Origin of the sequence: Pontibacter indicus (assembly GCF_900156345.1) — a bacterium.
GTDB classification, from domain to species: domain Bacteria; phylum Bacteroidota; class Bacteroidia; order Cytophagales; family Hymenobacteraceae; genus Pontibacter; species Pontibacter indicus.
This window is the reverse complement of sequence record NZ_FTPP01000001.1, coordinates 734,445-750,066: the sequence shown is the minus strand read 5'-3', so window position 1 is coordinate 750,066 and position 15,622 is coordinate 734,445. Positions and strand designations below refer to the sequence as shown.

Here is a 15,622-nt window from a genome sequence, read left to right as displayed (position 1 = left end):
ATGGCTACTCACAACACGGCATTCCCCAGAGAACTGGAAGACGAGGCTATCTACATCCTGCGGGAAGTGGCCGCCCAGTTTGAGAAACCGGTCCTCCTGTTCTCAGGCGGCAAAGACTCCATCACGCTGGTCAGGCTGGCCCAAAAGGCCTTCTACCCGGCACGAATTCCTTTCCCCCTGCTCCACGTCGACACAGGGCACAATTTTGAAGAAACCATCCGCTTCCGGGACGAACTGGTAGAAGAGCTCGGCCTGGAGCTGATCGTGCGCTATGTGCAGGACAGCATCGACCAGCAGAAGGTAACAGAAGAGACCGGAAAATACGCCAGCCGCAACGTGCTGCAAACCGTCACGCTGCTGGACGCCATCGAAGAGTTCGGCTTTGACGCCTGCATTGGCGGAGCCCGGCGCGACGAAGAGAAAGCCCGTGCCAAGGAGCGCATCTTCTCGGTGAGAAACGACTTTGGCCAGTGGGACGCCAAGAAGCAGCGACCGGAGCTCTTTGATATGCTGAACGGCAAAATCAACATGGGCGAGAACGTGCGCGTCTTCCCAATCAGCAACTGGACGGAGCTGGACGTGTGGAACTACATCCGGGAAGAGGAGCTGGCTATACCTTCCATCTACTACTCGCACGAGCGCGAGACCTTTGAGCGAGATGGTCAGATTCTTCCCTACTCCAGCTTCATGACGGTTTCGGAGGACGAACCGGTAAGCACCCGCATGGTCCGCTTCCGGACCGTGGGCGATATGACATGCACGGCTGCCGTAGAGTCAACGGCCGTTGCCATTGAGGACATCATTGCCGAAATACTGAGCGCCACGGTATCAGAAAGAGGTGCCCGCATCGACGACAAACGATCTGAGGCAGCCATGGAAAAAAGAAAGCAAGCAGGATATTTTTAAGGTATGGACGTTCTGAAAATAGCAACCGCAGGCAGCGTGGACGATGGGAAAAGCACCCTGATCGGCCGGCTCCTGTTCGAAACCAATTCAATCACCACTGATAAGCTGGAAGCCATTATGGCGAGCAGCAAAAAGAAGGGCCTCGACTATGTGGACCTCTCGCTGCTGACCGACGGCCTGATCGCGGAGCGCGAGCAGGGCATCACGATCGACGTGGCGCACATCTACTGCTCCACTCCCACCCGTAAGTTCATCATCGCCGATACGCCGGGTCACTTTGAGTATACCCGCAACATGGTAACGGGCGCCTCCAACGCCAATGTTTCCATGATTCTGGTAGACGCCCGCAACGGCGTGGTGGAGCAAACTTTCCGCCATTTTTACATCTCCTGCCTGCTGCGTATACCGAATGTAGTGGTCTGCGTGAACAAGATGGACTTGGTGGATTACGATCAAACAAGATTTGAGGAGATAAAGGCCGCTTTTATGGCCTTTGCCGAAAAGGTGCGCTTCGCGGGTCAGGAGATTAGCTTTATACCTATCTCTTCGCTATACGGCGAAAACCTGGTGCGTCACTCGGAGCACATGCCGTGGTATCAGGAGACTCCTTTGCTTAGTTTGCTGGAGGCTATACCTTTGGAACAACACTTGTCAGAGGAACCGAGTCGTTTCCCGGTGCAGTTTGTGGTGCGACCTAAATCGGAGGAATTCCACGATTACAGAGCCTATGCTGGCAAAGTAGCCAGCGGGCTGCTACGCAAAGGCGAGCGGGTGGTCGTGCTGCCAAGCGGTCAGGAAACCACCATCGCCCGCATCGAAAAATTCGGTCGTGAGATAGAAGCAGCGCAGGCCAAAGAATCCGTGAGCGTACTGTTGCAAGACGACGTGGACATCAGCCGGGGCGACATGATCGTGCCCCTGAGTCAGTTGCCGCAGCAAAGCCGGGAGCTGGAGGCCACCATCTGCTGGATGGACAAGAAGCCGCTCCGTGTCGGAAGCACCTACCTGCTGCAACATGGCGTGAACGTAGCCAAAGCGAAAGTAAGCGCCCTGTCCAACCTGATCGATGTAGTGTCGCTGGAAAACAACCAACAAGTGAGTGAGCTGAAGCTGAACGAGATTGCCGATGTGCAACTGAAGACAGCAAAGGAGTTTTTCTACGATGCCTTCGCCGATAACAGAGCCAACGGTTCCTTCATCCTCATCGACGAGCAGACCAATTCAACGGTTGGCGTCGGGATGATCAAGTAGGTCCCTCTTATACTTGTGGGAGGTATAGCCCGGCCAGTTATGCCGTGGAATATGCTGGTTGTCGCGCTGTCTAAGGCTCCACGCCACACAAAGCCTCTTTGGTTATGACCGAAGGGGCTTTTTATTTCCGGCAAACGATGAGGTATACCCGAAAGTCATTTAAGCGAAGCCTACAAGACCATTCGGGTATGTCCCTCTGCAGAAGGCCGTCTCGCAGAAGTGCTATACCTTCCTTCATAAATTAAGGATCGGCATTGGCCTGCTAATCGATTTTCGCTAAATTGATCGCATAAACCTGAACAAATGAAACGACTCATTTCCCTTTGTCTGCTGGCCTTGCCCTTGTTACCGGCGGCGGCGCAGCAGACCCAGAAGCCGGTGCTGCACGGCAAGAACTGGGTAGCCATTACCGGCAAGCCGCTCGCTGCCACCGCCGGCGCCATGACTTTTCAAAAAGGCGGCAACGCCGTGGATGCGGCTTGTACCATGCTCGCAGCCACCTGCACCATGTGGGACGTGCTGAGCTGGGGGGGCGAAACACAGGCGCTCATCTACAACCCAAAAACCAAAAAGGTGATTGCCCTCAACGCAATGGGCGTGGCTCCTACCGGTGCGACAGCCAATTTCTTCAAAGACAAGGGCTACAACTTTCCGCCCGAGAATGGACCACTGGCCGCCACCACCCCCGGCACTCCCGGAGGGCTGATGCACATGCTGGCTAACTACGGCACCCTGAGTTTGGAAGAGGTACTGGCTCCAGCCATGGAGCTGGCAGCCGGCTACCCGATCGAAGCGCAGACCGCTAACAGCATTGAAAGAAACAAGGAGCTGCTCAAGCAGTGGCCTTACAGCAAAAAGGTGTTCCTGACGCACCTGGGGGAGGAACGTGAAGCGCCCAACGCCGGTGAAATCTTTGTACAAAAGGATTTGTTGCAGACGCTCACCAAGCTGGTAGAAACCGAAAGGGCCGCCCTCAAGCAGGGCAAGAGTCGCAAAGAGGCGATCATGGCCGCCTACGACCGTTTCTACAAAGGCGATATTGCCGAGGAGTTTGTTCGCGGCTCCAAAGAGCAGGGTGGCTTGATCACGATGCAGGACCTGGCCAAGTGGAAGCCGATCGAAGAAGAGCCGATGATGGTGAACTACAAAGGCGTGGAGGTATACAAACTGCAGCAGTGGACGCAGGGCCCCGCCTTGCTGCAGGCGCTCAACATCCTCGAGAACTTCGATCTGAAAAGTATGGGCTACAACAGCACCCGCTACATTCATACCGTCTACCAGGCCATGAGTCTCTCATTTGCCGATCGCGACTTCTACTATGGTGATCCCTACTTCAAACCGGAAGAGCCGATGAAGGGTCTGCTGAGCAAGGCCTACGCCAAACAGCGGGCCAGCCTGATCCAGCAGGATAAAAATGACGCCACCATCGGTCCCGGTGACCCCTACCCTTTTGAAGGCCGGAAGAACCCCTACCTGAAAATGCTGAAGAAGAGAGGCTTTGAACCGGACACCGTGCGCCGCAACTTTGCCCCGACCCACGACCAACGCACCGGCTCTATTCAGGAAGAGGCCGAATACCAGGATCGGCTTTGGCGAGGCACCACGACCATCGAGGCGGCAGACAAGGAAGGTTGGATCGTTTCCATCACCCCAAGCGGTGGCTGGCTTCCGGCTGTTATCGCAGGCAACACCGGCATCGGCATGAGCCAACGCATGCAGAGCTTTGTGCTCGACCCGACGCTTAACCCTTTCAACGTGGTGGAGCCGGGCAAACGTCCGCGTGTCACGCTCACACCTTCCATGGCGCTGAAAGATGGCCGCCCTTTCCTATCCTTTGCGGTGCAGGGCGGTGACACGCAGGAACAGAACCTGCTGCAGTTTTTCCTCAATGTGGTGGAGTTTGACATGAACGTGCAAAAAGCAGCTGAGGCAGCCAACTTTAATACCAACCAACTCTGGCTCTCGCTCGGCGGCACCAAGACCGATGATCGCAAACCCAAGCCGGGCCACATCCTGCTCAACGAAAGCACCCCCGACTCGGTGCGCAACGAACTCAAAAAAATGGGCTATACCCTGAGCTTCGGCGACCGCACCAGCGGGCCGATCAACGCCGTCTTCTTCGACTGGAAACACGGCAGCTTCTGGGGAGGATCCAGCAACCACGGCGAAGACTACGGCATCGCCTGGTAATTTTTCATATCTGTCTACAGACCAAAATCCCCTTCAGACTGAAGGGGATTTTTTTTTCACCAAATACCCAAACTTAGGTATTGGCACTTCGAATCTGCCATACTACCTTTGCCGCCACTCCAATAAAAATATTGTTTTTTCTATGTATAATTAAGCAACTACCTGTTGCGCTTACGAATACCTATACCTACGTACGCCTTTCCGGGCTATGATTTACAGCATAATCACTCCTTTCACCCACCCTTATTCGCTTTGCATGAAACGAAACATCTACGCAGTTAAAATTGCCCTTGGTCTTGGTCTGTTTGCCCAGACCTTACTGCCTGAAACAGCACAGGCACAACAGCTAGGTATAGCCAGCAGCAATTTTGCCGGTACCAACAGTCTCTACACCAACCCTTCCGCCATTGCCGACTCGCGCCATAAGTTCTACCTGAGCTTATTTTCAGCTGAGTTTGGAGCTACAAACAACTACCTGCGCTACGATGCGCCAATGTCGCTATTAAAGCTGGCACGTAAGGGAGAGGAATTTAAGAGCGAGTATATCCAGGAGAACCTCAATGGCAAACAAAAGCTCGTGATGGCCGGTGCTGACTTCAGAGGTCCGGCGTTTACGTGGCAGCTAAGCCCCCTGCACAGCATAGCGGTAACAACGCGCGTACGCGCCGCCGCACAGGCGAATAACCTGTCAGAAGAAGTGGCCCGTCTTTATAAAGTAGCGGACGGAGAAGACGACAGCTTCCTATACAAACCTTATACCGGCAACAACATGAACCTGAATGCCAATGTGTTTTCGGAGCTTGGTTTGAGCTATGCCCGTGTCGTGTTAGACCAGGGACCACATTTCGTAAAAGCAGGTATAACCCTGAAGCGCCTCAACGGTGGCTCAGCCGCTTTCCTGAACCTCGAAGATACAGACCTGCAGGCTGAGGAGAGGATGGTAGAGGGCAGTGACGAAGCAGCGTATGTGGTAAAGCTGGATAAAGTACACGCTCGCTATGGTTATGCCGCCATGCCGGATTTCGATGCAGCCGAAAGCGGCGATCTGCTCGGCTTACTGCTGGGCGGAAAGAGTGCCGGCAGCGGATGGGGCACCGATCTGGGCTTTACCTACGAGTACCGTACCAACAACCCGGATTATCAAATTACACGCAACGGACAGCAGTTCACAGACCGCGAGCAAAACAAGTACAAATACCGGTTAGCTGTGTCGCTGATGGACATTGGTAGCATCCACTACAATAACCCGGAGCTGGTATGGGCCTATGACGTGACGCGTACCAACAAAGAGGTGAACCTTTCTGAAATAGGGGATGCTGAAACGACAGAGGAAATGCTCGACTACCTGAACGGACAAATGGATGTAAGTGAAAACGAGAAGCAGACTTCTTTTCGAGCCGCTTTGCCTACTGCCCTCAACATCAATGTAGATTATCGACTGTCTAACCGTCTATACGCTAACGCCACGCTGATCCAGGGCGTACGTGGCCGCAATGCAATCGGGATGCGCCAAAATTCGCTTTTTGCCATCACACCACGTGCCGAGTTCAAAAAGTTTGAGGTGGCCATGCCCGTGGCGCTTCAAAACAACTACTCTGTACTGACAGTGGGTGCGATGGTGCGTTTCCTGAACTTTTACGTTGGCTCCGACAACATTGGTGGGGCGCTCAACCTGGGCAAGCCTTACGGCGCCAACGCCTATGTAGGTATGTCGTTATTGCCTCTCCTGCAGCGCAACCCAAAAGAGCAGAAAACATCTCCGGCAACTACCCAACAGCCGAATTAAGTTTAATCGTAGGAGCCTCATCAAGCCCCGTCGCCTCTTTAGGCGCGGGGTTTATTTTTTGGTGGTGGATTGATCTCTTAGTAAAATTTCTCCTTTGCTTTTTGATCAGAGACTATTCCTTATCATATTTTTTACCAACCCTCAGTTGTCGAATCACCTAAATAATATCCAATAGTTTAATATCAAAAACCCTATATAACGCACCATCAATTCCCCGCAAGTTGCAGAGCTAATACTTATTGAATGATTAGCTAATTTCAGTTTAGTTGGGCTAACAAAGCCAATTTTATTTTAAAAATGGATTCCAATTTATAAGGCGTATTCAGAAAAAGAATCTCTTAAAGCTTCCCTTTCCTAATCGGGCCATCACGAAACTGATCTTAAAAACAAGTAAATACTATAAAAATAGTGCAATCACGTATTTAATTTTATTTTGTTTCAAAACTAAACATAATTTAAATTAGCAAAAGAATTACGGCCCGCTGGCCATCCAATCGACCGCTCCCATACCTGCACTATGAAAAAGGCTCAGTCCTGGTTATGCAATTTCCAAGGCCTGCGCTACTCCATACGATTTTAGTACCCATTACCAATTACAAAGTATGTGCAGAAGGTTGTGTGTCGCCCTGCTTCTGCTTTGCATGTTTGCATGCCAGGCCGGAATCATAAGACCTACTCATCCACAGACCAGATTACTGGAGACAGGTTTATTCTCTTTCTCGTTCGCTCCAAAAAGTGCCACGCAACAGTCGGCTGCCGTCGCGTCTACAACGGGCGGGATGGTATACCTCTCCCCTACAGCATCACAGTTTAGCAGTAACCTCGAAAGTACTGTAACACAGCGCAGCATCTATTACAATGTCATTACCCCAGACGGAAGCGTTGTACAACAGCAGGCGATTCCGGGCTCTGCCTACATGGATTTTGACGAAACACTGGACGGCATCATGCAGCGCTACGACGTGCCGGGACTGGCGGTCTCCATCACCCGAAACGGGGAGCCAGTTTTTGTCAGAAGCTACGGCTATGCCGATAAAGAAAAAGGGCAACTGGTGAGCGACCAAAGCCTGTTCCGGATCGCCAGCCTGTCCAAACCCATCACGAGCGCCGGCATTCTCAAACTGATCCAGGACGGCAAACTGACGTTGGCAGACAAAGTATTCGGCCCCGAAGGAATTCTGGCTGATGAATTCCCCGAACCAGTTGCTGACCCCAACATCGCTCAGATCACCGTTTACCAATTACTCATACATACCTCCGGGCTAACGAACAGCGGAGGTGATCCGATGCTGGTCGATCGTGCCGCGACGGCTAGGGAAATCATCACAGAGGAGGTGCTCCACCGGGTGCTGGAGCACGAACCTGGCTCTACCGTTGCTTATTCCAACCTGGGTTACAGCATCCTGGGGCGGGTGATCGAAAAAGTGACAAGTAAACCTTACCAGGATTTCATACAAGAAGAAGTACTGCTTCCGGCCAAGATTATTGGGATGCGGATCGCCGGGGATTCCATGGCTCAGCAGGTACCAGGAGAGGTGACATACTACCAGGAAGAATACGACCCCTATACCTATAACATGGCCCGTATGGATGCGCATGGCGGCTGGCTGTCGAGCACGGGCGACCTGATGCGCTTCATGGCCCTGATTGACCGCAATCCGGCTATACCTGATCTGATCGAAGACAACCTGTTGCAGGCTACTTATTTTGGTGGCGAGACCTGGACCCACTACGGTTCTCTGCCCGGCACCACGGCTGTGCTCTCGCGGGTGAACGACGAGTACAGCTTTGTCGTGCTGGCCAACACCCGTTACAACCGCTCCCCTAACCGCATTGCCGATGAAGTGAGCAATGCCCTGAAAGAGAAAATCCTTTCCATGGAAAGCTGGCCGACCGGAGCGGAGCAACTGGCCATTAACGATTAGGTGAACCAGGGTTAGCGGAGAGCTCGAACACCGCCACAACAGGCCGGTGGTCGGAGGCGTAGCTTTCCGGCACCACGTTGTGCGATAGAACTTTTAGGTTGGAGGCTCGCGAAAAGACGATGTAATCGATGATGCGGTCGGGCTTGTCCTGCGGGAAAGTGGGCTCACAACCGGATACGCAGCTACGCTGAAAGGCCTGGTCGAGGGCGGCCATGGCGGGACTGTCGGGATGGTCGTTGAGGTCGCCTGCCAGGATGAAGGGCAGTTTCTCCGCTGCGGCGATGGCATTGATGGTCTGTACCTGCTGCAGGCGGTTGGCACCGCTCAGCACATCGAGGTGGGTGCTGCCAAAACGAACGCGCTGCCCTCCCGGCAATTGCACGGTGGCAAGCGCCAGCACGCGGTCCTCCGCTTCCGGTTCGGCTTCCTCGGGCAGCGTCACTTTCCGGGTATCCGTCAGTGGGTAGCGCGACAAGATGGCCACGCCATACTCCCCGCCTCCAAAATCGATGGCCTTCGCAAAGTAGTAGTGCATGCCGAGCAGCTGTGCCAGTGCTTCCGCCTGATCAACGTTTCCTGAACGTGCAATGTGTACGTCCACCTCCTGCAAAGCCACCAAATCAACTGCTTCCTTCCGGATCACCTCCGCAATTGTTTCCAGCTCTATCACCCCTTTTTTGCTGGGAGGATTTGCATGGCGAATGTTATAACTCATGACACGAAGTTGCGAAATGGCGGACTCCGATTCAGTGATGGGTTTCGCTTGTCGGGAAGTGGGCGCACAGGCTGTCAGCAGAAAGAGGCCGCTGCAGAAGAGCAGGTATGGAGAGAGCAGACGCATAGGTATAGGTATAGGTATAGGTATAGGTATAGGTATAGGTATAGGTATAGGTATAGGTATAGCTCCGTAAATATAGCAATCTCCTGATGGCACTGCTGCCTTAGCTCATTCTTTTCAGGTATAGCTTGATGCTGAATGAAGACTTGGGGTCTATGCCTGTACTGAAAAACCCGGTCAGCTACCAGGTTTAACAAATATGCCAGAACCCCGAAGAGCTCTGGCATATACTTGCTGTAAAATGATAGGTATAAGGCCATCACGTGCTATACCTAAAAAGCTTTGAATTAAGCATCAGGTGTAGTGGCAAAATAGTCCTCAACGCACTACACTTTCCAACTTGGCAAGTTGCAGCTCATCCCGAAACACGTTACCAAAGCGGTCGGTTACCTGCACCGTGATTTTGGAGGCTCCGGGAGATGGTTTGGCAAAGAAAAGGTGATCGGTAGGCTGTGGCTCTATCCACTTATGCCTGTTGGGTTTGGCAGCTCCTTCGTGCAGCTGCACCGACAGCGGGTCCAGACCGGTTTCGCGCGCCATCTCACCCTTGCGCTTGCCGTCTTCCAGCCACTCCACTTTCCAGTTGGGGTCCCAGTTCCAAACGTTCACCGCTACATGTTCCGGCTTAGCAGCCACAGCGCCCACCGGGTATACCCGCAGCTGCTGCTCTTTCGGCAGGCCAGTTGATTTGTAGTACCATTGCAGTTCGCTTCCGTTTACTTCATACACGCCGTAGCCGCTCGGCGTACCGTCGTAGCAGATCGGGCCCGTCCACCAGGCGCCGCATACCGTGCCGTGCACGTGTTCGATGATGTTGTCGCCCTCAAACACCTTCTCGTTGAAGTGCGTATGCCCCGACATAATGTGCGCTTTGTAAGGCTGCAGCAAACGATAAAGCTCCTTCCGATTCGATACCACCCCTCCCAAAGAAGGCTCCTTTTCTTTGTTGCGCTCGTGCTGGCGGGTATAGGCCGGTATGTGCAGGCTCACCACCACCGTGGATCCCGGCTTCACGGTAGCCAAATCCTGCTCCAGCCAGGCCAGCTGTCGCTCGGTCAGGTAACCGATGTATTTCTTAGCTGTGCCAATAAAGAACACATCATCCAGCACCACGTAGTGCACCTCTCCCCTGTTGAAAGAATAATAGGTCGGCCCGAAGAGCTCTTTGAATTTTTCGGTAGAGCCCTCGTCGGTGCGGGCGTCCAGGTTCATGTCGTGGTTGCCGATCACCTGGAAAAAAGGGATACCGGCAATGGCCAGGGCTTCCTGGTAATCGTCAAACAGATCGAACTTGTCCCACACCAGGTCGCCGCATCCGATGCCATGAAAGAGCGTTTCCTGTGGGTAGCTGCCCACCAACTGCTTCAGGTCCTGTGCCGACTCGCGCTTCAGTTGCTCGGCGTCTTCTTTCGAGATGATCTGCGGGTCGGCCCACACCACAAAGTTGTGCTTGGTGTCGTCCTGCGCCAGCTTTTTCAGTTCAAAGTCAGCTTTAAAACGGCCACGCTGCGGCACGATCTTTTTATAAAAACGCGTAATGCTTTTTTCATTTTCGAACTCGTAGCCGCGCGGGATAGAGATATAAACGAAGTCAACCGTGGCGTTGCTGAGCAGTTCGTAGCGGCCCGCCGAGTCTGTCGTCACCACATTGATGCCATCGGTGACGGACACGCCCGCTATACCTTTGCCGTTGGCGTATACCTTGCCGCTCAGCGTAACGGTGCTCAGGTCCTGGCCGCGGCCAGGTATAGCCGGTCTGGCTTGCAGGAGGTTCGGTGCCAGCGTCAGGCCCATACCTGCCAGACCAATAGATTTAAGAAAGCTTCTTCTTTTTTGAGACATTGTTAGATCAATCTGAAATTGGTGTTTCAATTTAAAAGGAGTCGCGCCTAGTACAAGCAGCGACTCCTTGTTTTCATAACTTGCGGGGTTTTACTTTTCCCACCATACCTTGATGTTGATGTCATCACCCCCCATGCGCTCCACGGCTTTTGTGTAATTCTCGCCGTTCATCTGCTGCACGTTGGCTGGGTAGCGGAAGCGCACCGGAACTTGCTGGTTGTTCATCATACCTTCCGTTTTAGGCAACACAGGCAGCCCCGTGCGGCGGTACTCAAACCACTGCTGATAATCGGTGAAGTACAGTGCCAGGTACTTCTGCAGCATAATGCGATCAAGCGAGCCATCGTAAGCAGCCGCGGGATTTTCGAAGTAATCAGCCGGAACTTCGGCCCCCCACTGCGCAATGGCAGCCTTTACGCCCTTCTCGTAATGCGACTTCGCATCAGCAGCAATCAGGTTTTTCTGCGCCAGCTCCGCCTTGATGAATTCTACCTCGGCATAGCTCATCAGCACCGCAATCATGGGGGCGGTCACCAGGGCGATGTTCGGGCTGGATGGGGAAAAATCGAATTGTGCGCTGTTGCTGTCAAAGCCACTCGGGATGCCCTTGTAACCTACTTTGGTTTTGCCGTCTGTCAGTGTTGCCTCTCCAAAGAATTTCGGTCGGCGCGGATCGTTCAGCGCGTTCAGGTGGTCGATGAAGAATGCCGAGGCGGCACGGCCCGTTCTAAAGTCAACGGCGCGGCCCCACGGCGAAATCAGCGGTGGGATACCGGTAATCTTAAGGATAGCCGCTTGCTCGTTGCTGGTGAACACCGGGTTTGCCTCCGGGTTGTTGACGATCTCAGCCATGCGGGTCTCGGCGTTCATCTCAGCCTTATTCGACACCCGGAGCAACAGGCGGAGACGCAGTGAATTGGTGAAGCGTTGCCAGTTGCTCACGTTGTTGTTATAGAGAATATCCGTACCGTATACCATGCCGCCGGCAGTATTGTAGAGCGCGTTCGCCCGGTCCAGATCAGCCAGTATTTTGGTATAAACCTCCTGCTGTGTATTGAAGGCGGGGTAGAAGATCTTCTCGTCTCCACGTGAGGCCTCATCCATGGGCACATCCCCGAAAGCGTCGGTCAGCAGCGAGTAGACCCAGGCATTCAGGGTCAGAGCAATCGCTTCGTAGTTGGGGTCTTCCGCTGCCACGGCTGCAGCCTGCATTTCCTTGATGTTGGCGAGCCAGCGGTAGTACGTGTTCCAGGTCGAGTTGCCGGCGCTCTCTCCAATGTCGTAACGGTGCACACCACCCGAAGCACTCGGAAAAGGCAGCGCTACCTGCATCAGATCAAACGTGAAGGAATTGCTCCGTGTGGCGTTGAAACTCGATACCTCATAGATGATCGGGTTGAGCAATGTGCCGGGACTGATTTTCTCGATGAGGTTCGGGTTGATGTTAATCTCCTCAAAGTCATCGGTACAGGAAGAGTTAAGGCAAGTCAGTACCACCAGCACCGCCAGGAATTTATTTATACGTGTTGTCATTAGATGTATGCTTTAGAAAGCCGGCCTGAGAAACCACAGGCCAGGCTATTTTTTCAGAATCAAATTAAAGCTGCAGGGTTACGTTCATACCAAAGGTTCTGGTAGAAGGCATCTGCCCCATTTCCACACCCGGCATAATGGTGCCGCCATTCAGCGCGGCCGTCTCCGGATCGAAGATCGGGAACTTGGTAAGCATGGCCAGATCGCGACCATAAAGGGCCACACTGGCGCCGTTGATGAACCTGGTCCTGGCGAGCAGCGATTTGGGCAGGTTATACTCTAAGCGCACTTCGCGCAGCTTCAGGAAGGAAGCATCGAAAGAGTTGGACTCCACGTTGGCGCGGCGGTAATAGCGCGTGTAGTAGGCCTGTGGCGTTACTTTTACCGTATTTGGCGAGAACGTTCCGTCGCCGTTGTCCACCACACCATCACCGATGATGAAACCATCCTCACGGCCCATCAAGGTGCTCTTCAGCTTGCCCTGCTCGGCCATTTTGTGGTGTGTCTGGGAGTAAATGATGCCGCCGTACTGGCCATCGAGCAACACGTTAAACCGGAAGTTCTTGTAAGAGAATTCGTTGTTGAAACCAGCCTTCCAGTCGGCATAGGCGTTGCCAATGTACTGTGTCTCGGCCGGGTAAGCCGGCAGGCCCGCCTTGTCGTACACGATCTGCCCGTCAGGGCTCCTTACAAAACCGAAGCCGTAGATGTCGCCGGTAGAGCCTCCCACTTTGGCAATGATGTTGGCCTGTCCGCCCATGTGAATCACCTGCTGATCGGCACCGAGGTCCTCCGCCAGTTCCATCACTTTGTTGTCGTTCTTCGACCATACCACCGAGCTGTTCCAGCGGAAACCACTTGTCTCGACCGGAGTGGCATTCAGCATCAATTCTATACCCTGGTTACGCACTTTGCCGGCGTTCATCACCGCCCTGCTGTAGCCAGTGGTTGGGTCGAGCGGAATTTCGAGGATCTGGTTTTCGGTGAAGCTCTGGTAGAGGGTAATGTCCATGCCCAGGCGTCCCTGAAACAACCGGTACTCCAGGCCAGCCTCGTAGCTGGTTGTGAGCTCTGGTTTAAATTCCGTGTTATGCAGCGTGGTAGGCACCGACCCGGATGCCGCGAAGTCGCTCTGTCCGTAGTACTTTCTCGTTCGGTATGGGCTTGTGTCGTTACCCACTTTCGCTGCAGAGAGCCTTAGCTTGGCATAAGACACCTGGCGCGGCAGCATAAAGATATCGCTCAGGATGAAGCTGGAGTTGATGGAAGGGTAGAAAAAGGAGTTGTTCTGCACCGGCAGCGTGGAGGACCAGTCGTTACGGCCCGTCACGTCTACAAACACTTTGTCCTGGTAAGAGAAGGTGGCCAGACCGTACAGGCTGTTCACGTGCTTGTTGGCGTGGCTGGTGGTCATCATCGGGTTGCTGAGGCCGTTGGAGAGCTTGTATACCCCCGGGATGACCAGGCCATCGAGCACCCCGTTTGTCAGCCTGTATTTTTCGCGACGGATGTTGCCGCCAAACGACGTTCTGATATCGATGTCACTCCCGAGCTTCTCCTTGTAAGTCACCAGAAAGTCGTTGTTGATCTCGTAGTCGAAGATGCTTTGCTCTTTGTAGTAACCGAAGGGGAAGTTCGCAGAATTAAACGGACGACGCTGCGCACGATCCTCCTGTCTTGTCGTGAGGGCAGAGCGCACCAGCAGGTCCAGCTTCGGGGAGAACTCGTATGTGGCCGAGAGGTTACCAACCGTCGCATAGTTATTCATCGCGTTGGTCATCTCGTAGGCGATCACATAGGGGTTGTCGATGTAGGAGCTGAACGGGTGGATCTGCTCCAACTGCTCTTTGCCCTTTTTCCATCTCGGCTCGTACCAGGCCAGGTCCACATTCGGGTTCTGGAAAATCATAAAGTAGGCGATGGACTGGTTGCTGTAGCCGGTACCCGGCAGGTTGTCGCTTTTCTTGTGCGTGAAGTTGATCTTGGAGTTAAGCTTTAGCTTATCCGACACGTTATAGTTCAGACTCAGGGCCGCCGTCATGCGCTCAAAGCCGGTGTTGGGCATGATCCACTCGTTCTTGGAGTGCGTCAGGGAGGCGCGAGCCGAGGCCCGCTCATTGCCGCCATCCACGGCTACGCTGTTGGTGATGGTGGAGCCTGTTCTGAAAAAGCCCTTGATATTGTCTTTGTAGGGTCTCCACAGCTGGCGCTCCGCCGACTGCCCCTCCAAGGTAGGATCGTACTGATAGAAGTACTGCCCGTCGAACTTAGGTCCGTAGGCACTGCTCGTGCCGCCAGTATTCTTACCGTCTTCTGATACATGGTAGGAGTAATAAGGCTGCCCCTCCTTGTTCAGGTCGTGGGTTCCCTGGCCATACTCATACTGGTAGTCCGGCCACTGCAGCACATCGTTGATACTAAAGTTAGAGTTCACCGTCACACCCAGGCCTTTCCGGCGGTTGCTACCGGACTTGGTGGTGATGATGAGCACGCCATTGGCGGCGCGGCTGCCATAGAGTGCTGCCGCGCTAGGCCCTTTGAGTACGGTGATGCTTTCGATGTCGTCGGGGTTTATGTCGGCAATGCCATTGCCAAAGTCTACAGGTATGTCATTACCTGAACCTGCGCCATACGCGTTGTCAACGCCGGAGCTGGTCAGACCGCTGTTCATAGGCACCCCGTCCAGTATGATCAGCGCATTGTTTCCGTTCGGACTCAGGGAGTTGTCACCACGAAGCGATATCCGGGTAGAGTTAACAGGTCCTGAGCCGGGAGACACCAGGGTCAGGCCCGCCACCTTACCGGAAAGGGCGCTTGCGAAGTTGTTTGACCTTGCATTTGAGAGGCTTTCACCGGTTACGGTCTGGGTGGCATAGCCAAGTGCTTTCTCTTCGCGTTCTATACCCAAGGCAGTTACCACCACCTCATTCAGCTGGTTTTGGTTGGGCTGCAGCTGGATGTTGATGAAATCCCTGCTTCCGACCGGCAGTTCCTGTGCCAGATACCCGATAAAGGACACCACCAGCACATCATCACTGCTGCGGACTTCGAGTTTGTAATTGCCATTTCCATCGGTGATGGTGCCGTTGGTGGTGCCTTTCACGGCCACACTGGCTCCCGGCAGACCCGAGCCCTGTTCGTCGGTTACCTTGCCCTGCACGGACAGGGACTGCGCCACGGCCACCTGACAACAAAGCAGCAGAAGCAGCAAAGCGGGCAGTTGCCGTGTAAAAAGTGTAAAAGTTCTCACTAGCATAGCGATCATTGTTTGTTTAGTTGATCGCAAAGCTATTTTGAGCAGGTTACCTCAATATTAAGGCAAGGCTATATAAAGGTTAAGGAATCGGTAGT

The 15,622-nt window shown here is 53.7% G+C and carries 10 protein-coding genes; 6 read left to right on the top strand and 4 right to left on the bottom strand.

Annotation, left to right across the window (positions count from 1 at the left end):
* The 5 genes from cysD to B0B12_RS03155 all read left to right on the top strand — a co-directional run bounded on the left by cysD (position 1) and on the right by B0B12_RS03155 (position 8,058).
* Positions 1-906, top strand: a complete 906-nt coding sequence (gene cysD, locus B0B12_RS03175) for a sulfate adenylyltransferase subunit CysD (RefSeq protein ID WP_244554576.1) — start codon at positions 1-3, stop codon at positions 904-906.
* Between the two features lie 3 nt (positions 907-909).
* On the top strand, positions 910-2,157 hold the full coding sequence (locus B0B12_RS03170) for a sulfate adenylyltransferase subunit 1 (RefSeq protein ID WP_076666031.1): 1,248 nt from the start codon (positions 910-912) through the stop codon (positions 2,155-2,157).
* A gap of 303 nt (positions 2,158-2,460) precedes the next feature.
* A complete protein-coding gene (locus B0B12_RS03165; RefSeq protein ID WP_076666030.1) occupies positions 2,461-4,347 on the top strand; it encodes a gamma-glutamyltransferase family protein in 1,887 nt (628 codons plus the stop codon).
* 256 nt (positions 4,348-4,603) lie between these two features.
* On the top strand, positions 4,604-6,133 hold the full coding sequence (locus tag B0B12_RS03160) for a DUF5723 family protein (RefSeq protein ID WP_139337759.1): 1,530 nt from the start codon (positions 4,604-4,606) through the stop codon (positions 6,131-6,133).
* A gap of 641 nt (positions 6,134-6,774) precedes the next feature.
* Complete coding sequence (locus B0B12_RS03155; RefSeq protein ID WP_170871812.1) at positions 6,775-8,058, top strand: serine hydrolase domain-containing protein; 1,284 nt, start codon at positions 6,775-6,777, stop codon at positions 8,056-8,058.
* Here B0B12_RS03155 and B0B12_RS03150 read toward each other — a convergent pair.
* Positions 8,048-8,773 carry an endonuclease/exonuclease/phosphatase family protein gene (locus B0B12_RS03150; protein WP_170871811.1) on the bottom strand — a complete coding sequence of 242 codons (726 nt, stop codon included), beginning with the start codon at positions 8,771-8,773 and terminating at the stop codon, positions 8,048-8,050. The genes B0B12_RS03155 and B0B12_RS03150 overlap by 11 nt on opposite strands.
* Here B0B12_RS03150 and B0B12_RS20200 point away from each other — a divergent pair.
* Positions 8,772-8,969 carry a hypothetical protein gene (locus tag B0B12_RS20200; protein ID WP_170871792.1) on the top strand — a complete coding sequence of 66 codons (198 nt, stop codon included), beginning with the start codon at positions 8,772-8,774 and terminating at the stop codon, positions 8,967-8,969. The two genes, B0B12_RS03150 and B0B12_RS20200, sit on opposite strands and share 2 nt — an antisense overlap.
* 245 nt (positions 8,970-9,214) lie before the next feature.
* Here the strand turns inward: B0B12_RS20200 and B0B12_RS03145 are convergent, their stop codons facing one another.
* The 3 genes from B0B12_RS03145 to B0B12_RS03135 all read right to left on the bottom strand — a co-directional run bounded on the left by B0B12_RS03145 (position 9,215) and on the right by B0B12_RS03135 (position 15,527).
* The gene (locus tag B0B12_RS03145) at positions 9,215-10,738 is read right to left on the bottom strand and encodes a calcineurin-like phosphoesterase C-terminal domain-containing protein (RefSeq protein WP_076666026.1); all 1,524 of its coding nucleotides are present in this window, start codon (positions 10,736-10,738) and stop codon (positions 9,215-9,217) included.
* A gap of 90 nt (positions 10,739-10,828) precedes the next feature.
* Positions 10,829-12,271 carry a SusD/RagB family nutrient-binding outer membrane lipoprotein gene (locus tag B0B12_RS03140; RefSeq protein ID WP_076666025.1) on the bottom strand — a complete coding sequence of 481 codons (1,443 nt, stop codon included), beginning with the start codon at positions 12,269-12,271 and terminating at the stop codon, positions 10,829-10,831.
* 64 nt (positions 12,272-12,335) lie between these two features.
* Positions 12,336-15,527 (bottom strand): SusC/RagA family TonB-linked outer membrane protein, encoded by a 3,192-nt coding sequence (locus tag B0B12_RS03135; protein ID WP_139337758.1) that lies wholly within the window; start codon positions 15,525-15,527, stop codon positions 12,336-12,338.
* Positions 15,528-15,622: the final 95 nt, after the last annotated feature.

What these genes read in the sequence shown, in the direction of transcription:
- B0B12_RS03145 (WP_076666026.1), bottom strand. Translation starts at nt 10,738, where the DNA reads ATGTCTCAAAAAAGAAGAAGCTTTCTTAAATCTATTGGTCTGGCAGGT.
- cysD (WP_244554576.1), top strand. Translation starts at nt 1, where the DNA reads ATGGCTACTCACAACACGGCATTCCCCAGAGAACTGGAAGACGAGGCT.
- B0B12_RS03160 (WP_139337759.1), top strand. Translation starts at nt 4,604, where the DNA reads ATGAAACGAAACATCTACGCAGTTAAAATTGCCCTTGGTCTTGGTCTG.
- B0B12_RS20200 (WP_170871792.1), top strand. Translation starts at nt 8,772, where the DNA reads ATGACACGAAGTTGCGAAATGGCGGACTCCGATTCAGTGATGGGTTTC.
- B0B12_RS03155 (WP_170871812.1), top strand. Translation starts at nt 6,775, where the DNA reads ATGTTTGCATGCCAGGCCGGAATCATAAGACCTACTCATCCACAGACC.
- B0B12_RS03165 (WP_076666030.1), top strand. Translation starts at nt 2,461, where the DNA reads ATGAAACGACTCATTTCCCTTTGTCTGCTGGCCTTGCCCTTGTTACCG.
- B0B12_RS03170 (WP_076666031.1), top strand. Translation starts at nt 910, where the DNA reads ATGGACGTTCTGAAAATAGCAACCGCAGGCAGCGTGGACGATGGGAAA.
- B0B12_RS03150 (WP_170871811.1), bottom strand. Translation starts at nt 8,773, where the DNA reads ATGAGTTATAACATTCGCCATGCAAATCCTCCCAGCAAAAAAGGGGTG.
- B0B12_RS03135 (WP_139337758.1), bottom strand. Translation starts at nt 15,527, where the DNA reads ATGCTAGTGAGAACTTTTACACTTTTTACACGGCAACTGCCCGCTTTG.
- B0B12_RS03140 (WP_076666025.1), bottom strand. Translation starts at nt 12,271, where the DNA reads ATGACAACACGTATAAATAAATTCCTGGCGGTGCTGGTGGTACTGACT.